The 15,468-nt window shown below is 73.4% G+C and carries 12 protein-coding genes; 9 read left to right on the top strand and 3 right to left on the bottom strand.

Annotated features, from left to right (window positions below):
- The first annotated feature begins 49 nt into the window (after positions 1–49).
- From FB00_RS12025 to FB00_RS12005, 5 genes are all read left to right on the top strand, one after another.
- Positions 50–2,179: a DNA gyrase/topoisomerase IV subunit B gene (locus FB00_RS12025; protein WP_047233154.1), complete on the top strand. Its 2,130-nt coding sequence runs from the start codon at positions 50–52 to the stop codon at positions 2,177–2,179.
- Between the two features lie 2 nt (positions 2,180–2,181).
- Entirely contained in the window at positions 2,182–2,826 is a 645-nt protein-coding gene (locus FB00_RS12020) for a cation transporter (RefSeq protein WP_082141255.1), read from the top strand.
- Between the two features lie 64 nt (positions 2,827–2,890).
- A complete protein-coding gene (locus FB00_RS12015) occupies positions 2,891–3,367 on the top strand; it encodes a DUF4430 domain-containing protein (protein ID WP_047233153.1) in 477 nt (158 codons plus the stop codon).
- Positions 3,364–3,939 (top strand): DUF6580 family putative transport protein, encoded by a 576-nt coding sequence (locus FB00_RS12010; protein WP_047233152.1) that lies wholly within the window; start codon positions 3,364–3,366, stop codon positions 3,937–3,939. Before FB00_RS12015 ends, FB00_RS12010 begins: the two co-directional genes overlap by 4 nt.
- 81 nt (positions 3,940–4,020) lie before the next feature.
- Positions 4,021–4,389, top strand: a complete 369-nt coding sequence (locus tag FB00_RS12005) for a DUF2200 domain-containing protein (RefSeq protein WP_047233151.1) — start codon at positions 4,021–4,023, stop codon at positions 4,387–4,389.
- 10 nt (positions 4,390–4,399) lie between these two features.
- Here FB00_RS12005 and FB00_RS12000 read toward each other — a convergent pair whose 3' ends face one another.
- Both FB00_RS12000 and FB00_RS11995 read right to left on the bottom strand, forming a co-directional pair.
- On the bottom strand, positions 4,400–4,840 hold the full coding sequence (locus FB00_RS12000; RefSeq protein ID WP_047233150.1) for a VOC family protein: 441 nt from the start codon (positions 4,838–4,840) through the stop codon (positions 4,400–4,402).
- Positions 4,841–4,886: 46 nt separating this feature from the next.
- On the bottom strand, positions 4,887–5,534 hold the full coding sequence (locus FB00_RS11995; RefSeq protein ID WP_047233149.1) for a dihydrofolate reductase family protein: 648 nt from the start codon (positions 5,532–5,534) through the stop codon (positions 4,887–4,889).
- 280 nt (positions 5,535–5,814) lie between these two features.
- On the opposite strand from FB00_RS11995, the gene FB00_RS11990 reads away from it, so the two are divergent.
- Genes FB00_RS11990 through FB00_RS11980 form a run of 3 tightly spaced genes read left to right on the top strand, consistent with a single transcriptional unit; the run spans position 5,815 to position 10,489 of the window.
- The gene (locus FB00_RS11990; protein WP_047233148.1) at positions 5,815–6,837 is read left to right on the top strand and encodes a 3-oxoacyl-ACP synthase III; all 1,023 of its coding nucleotides are present in this window, start codon (positions 5,815–5,817) and stop codon (positions 6,835–6,837) included.
- A complete protein-coding gene (locus FB00_RS11985; protein ID WP_156186389.1) occupies positions 6,834–9,488 on the top strand; it encodes an alpha/beta fold hydrolase in 2,655 nt (884 codons plus the stop codon). The genes FB00_RS11990 and FB00_RS11985 overlap by 4 nt, the downstream gene beginning before the upstream one ends.
- Entirely contained in the window at positions 9,485–10,489 is a 1,005-nt protein-coding gene (locus FB00_RS11980) for an NAD-dependent epimerase/dehydratase family protein (protein ID WP_047233147.1), read from the top strand. The genes FB00_RS11985 and FB00_RS11980 overlap by 4 nt, the downstream gene beginning before the upstream one ends.
- Positions 10,490–10,542: 53 nt before the next feature.
- Here the strand turns inward: FB00_RS11980 and metH are convergent, their stop codons facing one another.
- Positions 10,543–14,136 carry a methionine synthase gene (gene metH, locus FB00_RS11975; protein ID WP_047233146.1) on the bottom strand — a complete coding sequence of 1,198 codons (3,594 nt, stop codon included), beginning with the start codon at positions 14,134–14,136 and terminating at the stop codon, positions 10,543–10,545.
- 194 nt (positions 14,137–14,330) lie between these two features.
- Between metH and FB00_RS11970 the strand changes: the two genes are divergently transcribed.
- Positions 14,331–15,464 (top strand): GNAT family N-acetyltransferase, encoded by a 1,134-nt coding sequence (locus FB00_RS11970; protein WP_047233181.1) that lies wholly within the window; start codon positions 14,331–14,333, stop codon positions 15,462–15,464.
- Positions 15,465–15,468: the final 4 nt, after the last annotated feature.

Here is a 15,468-nt window from a genome sequence, read left to right as displayed (position 1 = left end):
GCGGCGGGGGAGCGCAAGGGTGTGGGCGCGCTCGTCTAGGCTTGCGGCCGTGACGACCACCTCCGCTGAGTCCAGCTACACCGCTCGGCACCTGTCCGTGCTCGAGGGTCTCGAGGCCGTGCGCAAGCGCCCCGGCATGTACATCGGGACCACCGACTCGCGCGGCCTCATGCACTGCCTGTGGGAGATCATCGACAACTCGGTCGACGAGGCGCTCGCGGGCAACTGCTCGAAGATCCGGGTGGTGCTCCACGCCGACACCTCCGTGACGGTCGAGGACGACGGCCGCGGCATCCCCGTGGACATCGAGCCCAAGACCGGCCTGTCGGGCGTCGAGGTCGTCTTCACCAAGCTGCACGCGGGCGGCAAGTTCGGCGGAGGCTCGTACACCGCGTCGGGCGGCCTCCACGGCGTCGGGGCCTCCGTCGTGAACGCGCTGTCCTCGCGCCTCGACGTCGAGGTGGACCGCGGCGGAAAGACGCACCGCATGACGTTCCACCGGGGCGAGCCCGGCATCTTCACGGACCCGAAGACGGGCCCGACGCCGGACGCCCCGTTCGAGCCGTTCGTGTCGGGTTCCGAGCTCGCGGTCGTGGGCAAGACGAAGCGCGGCGTCACCGGCACGCGCGTGCGCTACTGGGCGGACCGCCAGATCTTCCTCAAGACCGCCGTCTTCTCCTACGACGAGCTCGTCACGCGCGTGCGCCAGACGACGTTCCTCGTCCCCGGCCTCGAGATCACCGTGCGCGACGAGCGCGGCGTGCCCGGCACGCCGGGGGAGTCCGGGCCGCACGAGGAGACGTTCGTGCACACGGGCGGGTCGGTCGACTTCGTCGACTTCCTCGCGCCGGACACGCCCGTCACCGCGACGTGGCACCTCACGGGCTCGGGGTCGTTCACGGAGACCGTGCCGGTGCTCGACGACCGTGGCCACATGACGCCGCAGGCCGTGCAGCGCGACTGCGAGGTCGACGTCGCGCTGCGCTGGGGCACGGGGTACGAGACCGAGGTCCGCAGCTTCGTCAACATCATCGCGACGCCCAAGGGCGGCTCCCACCTCGGTGGGTTCGAGCAGGGCCTGCTCAAGGTGCTGCGCAAGTCCGTCGAGACGAACGCGCGCCGCCTCAAGGTCTCGACCAAGGACGCGTCCGAGCGCATCGAGAAGGACGACGTCCTCGCGGGCCTGACCGCCGTCGTGACCGTCCGCCTCGCGGAGCCGCAGTTCGAGGGCCAGACCAAGGAGGTCCTCGGCACCGCGCCCGTGCGCGGCATCGTGTCGCGCGTGGTGGAGAAGGAGCTGAACGCGCTCCTCACGTCGACCAAGCGCGACGAGAAGACGCAGGCCGCGCTGCTGCTCGACAAGGTCGTGGCGGAGATGCGGGCGCGCATCACTGCGCGCAAGCAGAAGGAGATCTCGCGCCGTAAGAACGCGCTCGAGACGTCGTCCCTGCCGGCCAAGCTCGTCGACTGCCGCAGCGACGACGTCGAGCGCAGCGAGCTGTTCATCGTCGAGGGCGACAGCGCGCTCGGCACCGCGCGCCTCGCGCGCAGCTCCGACTTCCAGGCGCTCCTGCCCATCCGCGGCAAGATCCTCAACGTGCAGAAGGCGTCCGTGAGCGACATGCTCCGCAACGCCGAGTGCACCGCGATCATCCAGGTGCTCGGCGCCGGTTCCGGGCGGTCGTTCGACCTGGAGGCCGCGCGCTACGGCAAGATCGTGCTCATGACGGACGCCGACGTCGACGGCGCCCACATCCGTACGCTGCTGCTCACGCTCTTCTACCGGTACATGAAGCCGCTCGTCGAGGCGGGTCGCGTGTTCGCGGCGGTGCCGCCGCTGCACCGCATCGAGGTCATCGGTGCCGGCCGCCGCAAGAACGAGTACATCTACACGTACTCTGAGGCCGAGCTCGCCGCGACCCTCAAGAAGCTCGACAAGGCCGGGCGCCGCTACAAGGACGACATCCAGCGGTACAAGGGCCTGGGGGAGATGGACGCGGACCAGCTCGCCGAGACGACGATGGACCCGCGCCACCGCACCCTGCGCCGCGTCACGGCCGAGCACGCCGAGGCGGCGGAGCGCGTGTTCGAGCTGCTCATGGGCAGCGACGTCGCGCCGCGCAAGGAGTTCATCGTCGCGGGGGCGGCCGAGCTGGACCACGCCCGCATCGACGTCTGACGGTGACCACCGGACAGGACGCGCGCCGGCCCGACGAGGCCGACGTCGCGCGCCGTCTGCGTCGTGTGGTCCTGGTCGTCGCGGCGCTCAACCTGGCGTACTTCGTCGTCGAGCTGTCCGTCGCGCTCGCGGCCGGATCGGTGTCGCTGCTCGCCGACAGCGTGGACTTCCTCGAGGACACGGCGATCAACCTGCTCATCGCCGTCGCGCTGGGCTTCCCCCTCGCGCGGCGCGCCGTGCTGGGCAAGGTCATGGCGCTGCTCATCCTCGGACCCGCCCTCTTCGCGGCCTGGGAGGCCGTGCAGCGCTTCGGCGACCCGACGGCGCCCCAGGTCGTGCCGCTCGTCCTCGCCTCGCTCGGGGCGATCGTCGTCAACGGCGTGTGCGCGTGGCTCCTGGTGCGTGTGCGGCACCACGGCGGGTCGCTCAGCCGGGCCGCGTTCCTCTCGGCGCGCAACGACGTCCTCGTGAACGTCGCCGTCATCGCGATGGGCCTCGTGACCGCCTGGACGGGCTCGGGCTGGCCGGACCTCGTGCTCGGGTGCGGCATCATCCTCCTCGCCTTCCACTCCGCCTACGAGGTCTGGGAGGTCAGCGAGGAGGAACGGCTCGCCGCCAAGGCCGTCGCCGGGGAGGAGATCGGGTGACGTCGCGTCGTCCGACAGGCGGGCGCCCGGGCGCGCCCCACCGGGCGCTCCGTACGCTGGCGTCGTGACCCTCCGAACATTCCGCGACACCCCCGCACGCCCGCTCACCGCACTGACCGCCGTCCTGCTCACCGCGGGCCTGCTGGCCGGGTGCTCGTCGACCGACGAGCCCGAGACCGACGCCACGACGTCGACCGCGAGCGAGGAGACGAGCGCGCCCGCCGACGACGCGACGGACGACGTGACGGACGAGGCGTCCGACGACGAGTCCGGCGACACCGACGACGCTCCGGAGCTCTCCTACGAGGGCCGCGCCGGCACGACCGCGCTCGACCTGCTGCTCGAGGCCGACCCGTCCGCCCAGGTGACCGGCGAGGGCGAGAACGCGTTCGTCACGGCGATCGACGGCGTCGCCGCCGACCCGGACAGCGAGTTCTGGGCGCTGTACGTCAACGGCGAGATGGCTACGGTGGGAGCAGGATCCCTCGAGACCGAGGACGGGGACGAGATCACGTGGAAGCTCGAGACCTTCACCTCGTGACGCGCTCGGAGAGCACGGCGCTGCGCTGGTGGCGCCCCGCGCTCGTCGTCGCGCTCGCGGCGCTCGCCGTCGTCTGGCGGCTCGTGCGCGCCGACCTCGGCGCGCCGCCGAACCTCGAGCTCGTCACCGCGGCGACGTTCGCGGCGACGATCCTGCTGCGCTCGCGCTGGGCCTTCGTCGTGCCGCTCGCCGTGACGGTCGTGTCCGACGTCGTGCTCGGCAACACGGCGATCGCGCTGTTCACCTGGAGCGCGTGGCTCGTCGTCGGGCTGGGCTCGCTGCTCGCACGGAACACGACCGGCTGGCGCCGCGTCGGCGCGGGCGCGGCGTTCGGGGTCGCGGGCTCATTGTGGTTCTTCGCGTGGACCAACTTCGGCGTCTGGCTCCAGGGTCGCGGCGTCTGGTACCCGGCCGGCGTCGACGGTCTCGTCGCGAGCTATGTCGCGGGCCTGCCGTTCCTGCGCACCATGCTCGTGGGCAATCTCGTGCTGGTGCCGCTCGTCGCGGCGGGCACGCTGCTCGTGGACCGGCTCGAGGCCTCGCACGGGGTGGTCGCAGCCCGACCCGCCTGAGCCGCGCGGTAGCGTGGTCGTGTCGGCTGGCCGCACGGGCTGAACCGGCGATCGGCTCGGCCGGGCAGGAGGAGGACACCCATGGCGGGACACCGGATCTTCGGGATGAGCTTCGCGAGCATCTACCCGCTCTACGTGACCAAGGTGGAGCGCAAGGGGCGCACGACGGACGAGCTCGACCAGGTCATCGGCTGGCTCACCGGCTACGACGACGCCGGCCTGGCGCAGGCGCTCGCGGACGAGATCACGCTCGAGGAGTTCTTCGACCGGGCGCCTGCGTGGAACCCGAACGCCTCGCTCATCACCGGGGTGATCTGCGGCGTCCGCGTCGAGGACATCGAGGACCCGCTCATGCAGAAGATCCGCTACCTCGACAAGCTCGTCGACGAGGTCGCACGGGGCAAGAAGATGACGTCGATCCTGCGCGGCGAGACGGCGGCCGCCTCCTAGGCAGCGCCGCTCAGCCGAGCTGCTGGGCGATCCCGACGATGATCCCGCCGGGCCCGCGCAGGTAGCAGAGCCGGTAGACGTCCTCATACTGGACGATCTCTCCCATCACCTCCGCGCCGTGCGGCCCGAGGCGCCGCACCGTGTCGTGGATGTCGTCGACGGGGAACATCACTCGGTGCAGGCCCAGCACGTTCGGCGGGGCGGTGCGCAGGCCGAGGTCGAGCGGCGCGGGCGCGTGGTACCGCGTGAGCTCGAGGCGCCCGTGGCCGTCGGGGACGCGCATCATCGCGATCTCCGAGCGCAGGCCGTCGAGCCCGACGACGCGCTCCGCCCACCGCCCCTCGATCGTCATCCGGTCCTCGAGCTCCATGCCGAGCTCGGCGAAGAACGCGATGGCCGCGTCGAGGTCGTCGACCACGACGGCCACGTTGTCGAGTCGCTGGATCGTCATGCGGTGCTTCCTCTGTTCGTGGGGACGGTGGCGTCCTGTCGCCGGGTCACGTGTCGCGCTCGACACCGCGTCCCGGCTCGCTCATGTCGCCCGTCCCGGGCGTGCCGTCGGCGAGGCCGTAGCGCAGCAGGACCGTGCCCGTCGGGCTGGGCGCGGGCGGCTCGAGGAGCGTGAGGTTGGTGGGGACGGCACCGCCGTCGAACACGGTCTTGCCCGTCCCGAGCACGATGGGGTGCACCCACAGGTCGAGCCGGTCGAACAGCCTCTCCCGCAGCAGCGTCTGCACCAGGTCGAGGCTGCCGACGACCTTGACGTGCTCGTGCCGGTCGCGCACCTCGCGCACCGCCGCAGGCAGGTCCGGGCCGAGCAACGTCGACCCGGCCCACGACAGGTCCGGCGTGCCGCGCGACGCCACGTACTTGGGTATGCGATTGAACAGCGTTGCGAAGTCGTCGTCCTGCCCGCCCTCCTGGAACGGCCAGTACGACGCGAAGATGTCGTACGTGCGCCGACCGAGCAGCAGCGCGTCCGTGCCCTCGTACGCCGCGGCGATCTGCGCCCCCGCGACGTCGTCGAGCAACGGTGCCTGCCACCCGCCGAACGCGAACCCGCCCTCCGGGTCCTCCTCCGGCCCGCCGGGCGCCTGCCCGACGAGGTCGAGGGTCGTGAACAGCTCGATCTCGATGGATCCCATGGTCGTCTCCAGGTCGGCTCGCCGTCTCGGTCCAGGGGTAGACCGCGGGGCGCCGCGGAAGTCATCGAGCAGGAGAGCGAGCGACGGCTGCGCCGACGTGGCGCACCCCACAACGCCCGGTTGGAACGGCGGGCATCCGCCGAGCGTCCTACGCTCAAGGACGCGGGAGTGGGCGGCACCAGCCGTCGCCCCTGCCCGGCGCGGTCGCACCGGCGGTCACGTCCCCCGGTCGTCTCGTCGCTGAGCCGGGCGCTCGCGCGTCCGGCCGTCTGGAGCTCGTGTGTCAGGTAACGCCACCGTCAGGTTCACCAACGTCGCGCTGCTGTCCGTCACCAGCCGGCTTCCCGCCGGCGTGCGGACGTCTGCCGAGGTGCAGGAGCGTCTCGCTCCGGCCCTGCGACGGCTGCGCCTGCCGTCCACGCTGCTGCAACGCGTGGCGGGCGTGCACGAGCGGCGCGCCTGGACCGCGCAGGAGGACGTCGACGCCGCCACGGTCGCCGCGGGGCAGGAGGCGCTGCGCGCCGCCGGGGTGGACCCGAGCGACGTCGGGCTCCTGATCAACACGTCGGTCACGCGCAAGCACCTCGAGCCGTCGGTCGCGGTGCGGCTGCACCACGGGCTCGACCTGCCGTCGTCCGCCACCAACTTCGACGTCGCCAACGCGTGCCTCGGCTTCATCAACGGCATGAGCCTCGCGGCGGGCATGATCGAGTCCGGCCAGATCCGCTACGCGGTCGTCGTCGACGGCGAGGACGCCGACGTCATCCACGACCGCACGATCGAGCGGCTGCTGCGCGAGGACCGGGACCGCGACGACTTCATGCAGGAGTTCGCCTCGCTCACGCTCGGTTCCGGCTCGGCCGCCGCCGTGCTGGGCCGCGCGGACGAGCACCCACGCGCCCACCGCGTGCTCGGCGGCGTCACCCGCGCCGCCACGCGGTTCCACGACCTGTGCGTGGGCAGCACCGAGGGCATGTTCACCGACGCCAAGGCGCTGCTCGAGGGTGGCCTCGAGCTCGTCGTGGACGCCTGGAAGGACGCCGTCGCCGACTGGGACTGGTCGTCCATGGACCGGTACATCACGCACCAGGTCTCGCGCGTGCACACCGACGCGATCGTCGAGGCGGTGGGCCTGAACCCCTCCCGCGTGCCCGTCACCTACGACCGGCTCGGCAACGTGGGGCCGGCGTCCGTGCCGATCACGCTCGTCGAGGAGCAGGACACGCTCAGGGCTGGCGACCGCGTGCTGCTCATGGGCGTGGGCTCCGGCATCAACACGGCGATGCTGGAGCTGGCCTGGTGAGCGGGCCCGCCCTCACGCCCGCGACCGATCCCCTCCTGCGCCCCGCCGGCACCGTCCCGCACGGGCTGCCGGGCCTGGACCCGCGGTACAGCCACGTGCTGCGCGACGCCCGGGGCGCGACCTGGCACTACCTCGACACGGGTCCTGAGCTCGCTCGGCACGGCGTCACGCCCGTCGGCACGGTGCTGGCCGTGCACGGCAACCCCACGTGGTCCTACCTGTGGCGGGATCTCGTCACCGACTCCGTGGCCGCCGCCCAGGGTGGCGGTGCGGCGTGGCGCGTCGTCGCCGTCGACCAGCTCGAGATGGGGTTCTCCGCCCGCACGGGCGAGCACCGCCCGCTCGCCCGCCGCGTCGCCGACCTGGGCGCCTTCACCGACGCCCTGGGTCTCGTCGGGCCCGTCGTCACCCTCGGCCACGACTGGGGCGGCGTCGTCTCCCTCGGCTGGGCCGTCGACCACCCCGACCTCCTCGCCGGTGTCGCCCTGCTCAACACGGCCGTGCACCAGCCCGACGGCGCCGCGGTGCCCGCGCCCCTGCGCCTCGCGCTCGCCGGACCCGTGCACCGGCTCGGCACCCGCACGACGCCCGCCTTCCTTGACACGACGCTCGCCCTGGCACGCCCGCGCCTGCCTGCCGACGTCGCCAAGGCCTACCGGCTGCCCTACCGCGCCGCGCACGACCGCGACGGGATCGAGGGCTTCGTCGCTGACATCCCCGTGGACGCCGCGCACCCCAGCGCGCCCGAGCTCGACCGCATCGCCGCCGGCGTCACGCGGCTCCGCGTGCCCGCCGTGCTGCTGTGGGGACCGCACGACCCGGTGTTCTCCGACCGCTATCTCGATGACCTCGTGCGCCGGCTGCCGCACGCGCACGTGCACCGGTTCGCGGACGCGGGCCATCTCGTCGCCGAGGACGCCGACTGGACGCCTGCCGTTCTCGGGTGGCTCGGGGACGACGTGCTGTCCGGTGTCGTTGCCGACGGTGCTGAGCGGGGTACCGCCGCGCCGTTCGTGCCGCTGTGGGCGGGGCTCGACGCGCGCGCGGGGGACGACGCGCCCGCGGTGCTGGACATGGCGGCGACCGATGCCGACGGGTCTGCCCGGGTCGTGAGCTGGCGGGCGCTGGACCGGCAGGTGCGGCGGGTGGCGGCAGGGCTGCACGCGATCGGGGTGCGCCGGGGCGACCGGGTGTCGCTGCTGGTGGAACCTGGTCCCACGCTGACCGCGCTGGTCTACGCGTGCCTGCGGATCGGGGCCGTCGTGGTGGTCGCCGACGCCGGGCTGGGGGTCCGCGGGCTCACCCGCGCCCAGCGCGGGGCGTGGCCGCGGTTCGTCGTCGGGCAGACCAAGGGACTGGCCGCGGCGCGTGCGCTCGGCTGGCCCGGGGTGCGGATCTCGGCCGACCCGCTCGCGCCCGCGGTCCGTCGTGCGCTGGGCGTGGCGTACGAGCTCGTCGACGTCGCGCGCGCCGGGGAGGGCGCGACGCTGCCGCCCGAGCCCGGCCCCGACGACGAGGCCGCCGTGCTGTTCACGTCCGGGTCCACGGGCCCGGCCAAGGGGGTCGTGTACTCCCATGCCCGCCTCTCCGCGCTGCGGGACACGCTGGCCGAGCACTTCGACGTCGGCCCCGACACCGGGATCGTCACCGGCTTCGCCCCGTTCGCGCTGCTCGGACCCGCGCTCGGCACCCGGTCCGTGACGCCGCGCATGGACGTCTCCTCGCCGCGCACGCTCACGGCCCGGGCCGTCGCCGACGCCGTGCGCGCGTCGGACGCGCGCATCGTGTTTCTCTCACCCGCCGCGATCCTCAACGTGGTCGCGACCGCCGACGCGCTCGACACCGCCGACCGCACCGCCCTCGCGCGCGTGCGCACGTTCCTCTCCACGGGCGCGCCGATCTCCGCCGAGCTGCTCGGCTCGGCCGCCGAGCTCATGCCCGCCGCCACCGCGCACACCCCGTACGGGATGACGGAGTGCCTGCTGGTCACGGACGTCACGCTCGACGGCATCCGCGACGCCGCCGCGGCCCCCGACGCGGGCGTGTGCGTGGGCCGCCCCGTGCCCGGTGCGGAGGTGCTCGTCAGCGCGCTCGACGACGACGGCGCCGCGACCGGCACGCCGTCGGCCGCGCCCGGCGTGCTCGGCGAGGTCCTCGTGCGGGCCGCGCACCTCAAGGAGCGCTACGACCGGCTGTGGCTCACCGACCAGGCCGCCGAGCGCGGCACCCCGCCCGGGCGCTGGCACCGCACCGGCGACGTCGGGCACCTCGACGCGCAGGGCCGCCTGTGGATCGAGGGGCGGCTCGGGCACGTGCTCCGCACCGCCGACGGCCCGCTGGCGCCCGTGGGACCGGAGCAGCACGTGGAGCGGGTCGCGCAGGTACGGCGGGCCGCCGTCGTCGGCGTCGGGCCCGCGGGCCTGCAGCAGGCGGTCGCGGTGGTCGAGACCGTGCCCGACGTCCGGCGCCCCGGGCTGGCGCCCGAGGCGCTGACCGCCGCCGTGCGCGCCGCGTCGCCCGTGGCGCTCGCGGCCGTGCTCGTCGTGCCGCGCATGCCCACCGACGTGCGGCACAACTCCAAGATCGACCGGACGCGCCTCGCCGCCTGGGCGGACGGCGTCCTCGCCGGCGGGCGGGTGGGGCAGCCGTGAGCGTGCTCGTGACCGGGGCGTCGGGACTGCTCGGAGGTGCCGTCGCCCGCGCGCTCGTGGCGCGCGGCGACGAGGTCCGCACGCTCCAGCGTCGCGCCTCCGGTGTGCCGGGCGCGGAGGACATCCAAGGGTCCGTGACCGACCCGGCGGCCGTCGCGCGGGCCGTCGAGGGCGTCGACGCGGTCGTGCACCTCGCGGCGAAGGTGTCGCTCGCGGGCGAGCCCGCGGAGTTCCGCGCCGTGAACGTCGAGGGCACGGGCGCGCTCCTCGACGCGGCCGAGCGCGCCGGGGTCGAGCGGTTCGTGCAGGTGTCCTCGCCGTCCGTGGCCCACCTGGGCTCGTCCCTGGTCGGGGCGGGCACGACGCCGGCCGACCCCCGGCACGCGCGCGGCGAGTACGCGCGCACCAAGGCCGCGGGCGAGCTGCTCGCCCTGGGTCGCGACCGCCGTCGGCGACCCGACGGGTCGGGCGGGACCGGGCCGAGCGTCGTCGCCGTACGTCCGCACCTCGTGTGGGGGCCGGGCGACACCCAGCTGGTCGAGCGCGTGCTCGAGCGCGCGAGGGGCGGGCGCCTGCCCCTGCTGGGGCACGGCGCGGCGCTCATCGACACGCTCTACGTGGACAACGCCGCGGACGGCATCCTCGCCGCGCTCGACCGCGCCCACGACGTGCACGGCCGCGCGTACGTGCTGACCAACGGCGAGCCCCGCACCGTCGCCGACCTGCTCACAGGCATCTGCCGGGCGGGCGGCGTCGAGCCACCGCGGTGGCGCGTCCCGGCCGGGGTCGCGCGAGCCGCGGGCAGCCTGGTCGAGGCCGTCTGGCGCGTGCGGCCGGGCGCCGACGAGCCACCGATGACGCGCTTCCTCGCCGAGCAGCTGTCGACCGCGCACTGGTTCGACCAGCGGGCCACGCGCCGCGACCTGCACTGGCGTCCGGCTGTGAGCGTGGACGAAGGGCTGCGGCGCTTGGCCGCGCACTACGGCGGCACCGCCGCCTGACGCCGGTCCGTGGTGCCCGTCCGTTCCCCCGACCGCGCGCGGAGCGGGAAACGTCAGACGGAGAAGTACTTCGCTTCGGGGTGATGAAACACAAAACAATCTGTCGACTGCTCCGGGTGGAGCTGGAGTTCCGCGGAGAGCTCGACGCCCACGCGCTCGGGCCGCAGGAGCTCGACGACCTTCGTCCTGTCCTCCATGTCCGGACACGCCGGGTAGCCCAGCGAGAAGCGGGCGCCGCGATACTCGAGCTTGAACATGCCCTCGACCTCAATCGGGTCCTCGTCGGCGAACCCGAGCTCGGCGCGCACGCGCGAGTGCCACATCTCGGCCAGCGCCTCGGTGAGCTGCACGGACAGGCCATGGAGCTCCATGTACTCGCGGTAGTGGTTCCCCGCGAACAGCTTCGCGGTGTGCTCATCGACCGAGGCGCCCATGGTGACGAGCTGGACGGGCAGCACGTCGTAGCGGCCGGTCTCCTCGACCCATGACCGCGGCTTGACGAAGTCGGCGAGGCACAGGTGCCGGTCGCGGCGCTGGCGCGGGAACGTGAAGCGCAGCCGCTCGGTCCCGGGCCCGCCGCCCGACCCGCCGTCGGGCGCGCCGATGCCCGCGAGCCCGGCACCGTGGTGCGCGACGACGACGTCGTCGCCCTCCGACCACACCGGGAAGTACCCGTACACGACCGACGGGTCGACGACGCCGTCGGTGCGGATCCGCTCGTACCAGGCGTTGAGCCGCGGGCGGCCCTCGGTCTCGACGAGCTCCTCGTACGACGCCCCGTCGTCGCCACGACCCGGCTTGAGGCCCCACTGGCCCATGAACGTCGCGCGCTCGTCGAGGAACGCCGCGTACTCGGCGAGCTGGACGCCCTTGACGAGGCGCGTGCCCCAGAACGGGGGAGCGGGCACCGGGTTGTCGGCCGCGACGTCGGACCGCGCGGGCAGGTCCTCGACGGGCGTCTCGGTCACGGTGACCACCGCATGCCGCCGCTTCTTGAGCGCGGGCAGCCCGACGGCGTCGGGCGACTCGCCGCGCGCCACGCGCACGAGCGGCTCCATGAGGCGCAGGCCCTCGAACGCGTCGCGCGCGTACCGGACGACGCCGGGGAACTGGCCCGCGAGGTCGTCCTCGACGTACGTGCGCGTGAGCGCCGCGCCACCGAGCAGGATCGGCCAGCGGCCGGCGAGCCCGCGCGACGCGAGCTCCGCGAGGTTCTCCTTCATGACGACGGTGGACTTCACGAGCAGCCCGGACATGCCGATGACGTCGGCGTCGTGCTCCTCGGCGGCCTCGATCATCGCGGAGATCGGCTGCTTGATGCCGATGTTCACGACCGTGTAGCCGTTGTTGGTGAGGATGATGTCGACGAGGTTCTTGCCGATGTCGTGCACGTCGCCGCGCACGGTCGCGAGCACGATCGTGCCCTTGGACCCGGTCGAGCCCTCGATCTTCTCCATGTGCGGCTCGAGGTACGCGACCGCCGTCTTCATGACCTCGGCGGACTGGAGCACGAACGGGAGCTGCATCTCGCCGCGCCCGAACAGGTCGCCCACGACCTTCATGCCCTCGAGCAGGTGGTCGTTGACGATGTCGAGCGCCTTGAGCCCGGACGCCATCGCGGTGTCGAGGTCCTCCTCGAGACCCTTGCGCGCGCCGTCGACGATCCGTCGCTCGAGCCGTTCGCCCACGGGCAGCGCCGCGAGCTCCGCGGCGCGCTGGTCCTTGAGCGCCGCCGAGTCCACGCCCTCGAACAGCTCGAGCAACCGGGCGAGCGGGTCGTGCACGAAGTTCCCCTCGTCGTCGTACCGCCGCCGGTCCCACACGAGGTCGAGCGCGGCCTCGCGCTGCTCGGCGGGGATCTGCGCGAGCGGCAGGATCTTCGCGGCGTGCACGATCGCGGAGTCGAGCCCGGCCTCGACCGCTTCGTGGAGGAACACGGAGTTGAGCACGGTGCGCGCCGCGGGGTTGAGTCCGAACGACACGTTCGAGACGCCGAGTGTCGTGTGGATGCCGGGGTAGCGGCGCGTGATCTCGCGGATCGCCTCGATCGTCTCGATCGCGTCGCGCCGGGTCTCCTCCTGGCCTGTGGCGATGGGGAACGTCAGGGCGTCGACGATGATGTCGTCGACCCGCATGCCCCAGTCGCGCGTGAGCGTCTCGACGAGCCGGGTCGCGATCTCCACCTTGCCCGACGCGGTCCGCGCCTGGCCCTCCTCGTCGATCGTCAGCGCGACGACGGCCGCCCCGTGCTCGACCACGTGCGGCATGATCCGTGCGAACCGCGACGTCGGCCCGTCGCCGTCCTCGAAGTTCACCGAGTTCACGACGGCGCGCCCGCCCACGAGCTCAAGGCCCGCCGCGATGACCTCGGGCTCGGTCGAGTCGATGACGAGCGGCAGCGTCGACGCGCTCGCGAGGCGGGAGACGACCTGCTTCACGTCCGCGACGCCGTCGCGCCCCACGTAGTCGATGCACACGTCGAGCAGGTGCGCTCCGTCGCGGGTCTGCGCCCGCGCGATCTCGACGCACTCGTCCCAGTTCTCCGCGAGCATCGCCTCGCGGAACGCCTTCGAACCGTTGGCGTTCGTGCGCTCGCCGATCGCGAGGAACGACGCGTCCTGGTGCAGGTCGGTGTGCGAGTACAGGCTCGCGACGCCGTTCTCCCGCTCCGGGTGCCGCTCGACGACGGGCCGCGCACGCACAGCCTCGACGACGCGGCGCAGGTGCTCGGGCGTGGTGCCGCAGCAGCCTCCGACGAGCCCCAGGCCGAACTCGGTGACGAACTGCGTGTGCGCGGCGGCGAGCTCGTCGGGCGTGAGGGGGTACGACGCGCCGTTCGCGCCGAGCACAGGCAGCCCCGCGTTGGGCATGCACGTCACGGGGATCTCTGCGTGCCGCGACAGGTGCCGCAGGTGCTCGCTCATCTCGGCCGGGCCGGTTGCGCAGTTGAGACCGATCGCGTCGACGCCGAGCGCCTGGAGCGTGGTCAGCGCGGCCCCGATCTCGGAGCCCATAAGCATCGTGCCCGTGGTCTCGACCGTCACCTGGACGATCACGGGGACCTCGCGCCCGACGTCGCGCATCGCGCTCCGCGACCCCGTCACCGCGGCCTTCGCCTGGAGCAGGTCCTGGCTCGTCTCGATGAGGATCGCGTCGGCCCCGCCCTCCAGCAGACCCGCGGCCTGCTCGGCGAACGTGTCGCGCAGGTGCGCGTACGTCGTGTGCCCGAGGCTCGGCAGCTTGGTCCCGGGACCCATCGAGCCGAGCACCCAGCGCGGGTGGTCGGCGGTCGCGTGGGCGTCCGCGCGCTCGCGCGCGATCCGCGCCCCGGCCGCGGCGAGCTCGCGGATCCGGTCGTCGATGTCGTAGTCCGACAGGTTGGACCAGTTGGCGCCGAACGTGTTCGTCTCGATCGCGTCCACCCCGACCTCGAGGTACGCGTCGTGCACCGCGGCGATGATGTCGGGTCGCGAGACGTTGAGGATCTCGTTGCAGCCCTCGAGCCCCTGGTAGTCCTCGAGCGTCGGGTCCTGCTCCTGGATCATCGTGCCCATCGCGCCGTCGGCGACGACGACGCGCGTGCGCAGCGCGTCGGCAAGGGCCCGGGAGCGGGCGTCGGCGAGATCCTGGGGTGCGACGATCGGCATGCTCGCAGCGTAGATCGCGCGCGCCCTGTCGTGGGATGGCGTCTCAGCGGCACTTGACCGTCGCCGAGCGACGCGTCTCGGGGCGAGCGATGCGTCCGGGAACGCATCGCTCGAGCCGGGACGCATCGCTCGGCGTCCGCGGTGGGCGGGAAAAGCGCGTGCCCGACGGCGCGCGCGCACCTACCGTGGTCGGCATGTCCTCTCCCGCGACCGACCAGGTCGAGAACCCGGCCCCGACGACGCTCGCCCCGATCGCCGAGCGCGCCGCCGCGCCGTCGACCCTCCCGGTCGTGACCGCCGGCGACCTGACCTGGCGCCCCGCCGAGCCGGCCGACGCGCCCGCGCTGCTGGCCCTGCGCAACGGCATCGCCGAGGCGGACCAGGAGCCGTACCGCGAGACGATCGGCGAGATCGAGGAGCTGTTCACCGCGCCGTGGCGCGACCTCGCGGCCGACTCGCTCGTCGGCGTCGACACCGACGGGACGCTGCGCGCGTACGCCCTGGTCGACACCAACCCGGGGGACGCGAACACCGTGCGCGCGTTCCTCTGGGGCGGCGTCCACCCCACCCACCGAGGGCGCGGCGTCGGGCGTGAGCTGTTCTCGTGGGAGATCGCGCGCGGACGCCAGCTCCTCGCGGCGAGCGGCAAGGAGCTGCCCGCGCGTCTGCTCACCTACGGCGAGGACACGGACCCGCCGGCGAAGGCGCGGCTCTACGCGCGCTTCGGGCTCGAGACCCGCCGCTTCTACTCCGACCTGCGTCGCGACCTCTCCACGCCCATCCCCGAGGCGCCGCTCGACGGGTCGCTCCGGCTCGTCCCGTGGTCGGCAGAGCTCGACGAGGCGACCCGCCTCGCGCACAACGACGCGTTCCGCGACCACTGGGGGAGCGAGCCCCGCACCTCCGAGGCGTGGACGCACGGGCGCAGCGAGTTCGCGCCGCAGTGGTCGTTCCTTGTAGTCGACGACGCGCCCGACGTCGACGCGCTGCTCGCGGACCCGACGACGGACTCCGAGACGGCGGCAGCGCTCCGCGCGGGTGAGCCGCTCGTCGTCGGCTACGAGATGGCCGGCCGCTACGACGAGGACTTCCCCGTGCGCGGCTACACGTTCGGCTACACCGAGCTCCTCGGCGTGCGCAGCGCGTACCGGGGGCGTCGCGTCGCCGTCGCGGCGCTCGCGGCCGGGATGCGCGCCTTCGCCGCGGACGGCATGCAGTACGCCGCGCTCGACGTCGACACGGAGAACCCGTCCGGCGCGCACGGCCTCTACGCGAGCCTGGGCTACGAGAAGGTCACCGGTTCGCGGATGTACTCGATCGAGCTCTGACGGC

This window comes from Cellulosimicrobium funkei, assembly GCF_001019615.1.
Lineage (GTDB): Bacteria > Actinomycetota > Actinomycetes > Actinomycetales > Cellulomonadaceae > Cellulosimicrobium > Cellulosimicrobium cellulans_E.
This window is presented reverse-complemented; position numbering and strand designations above follow the sequence as displayed.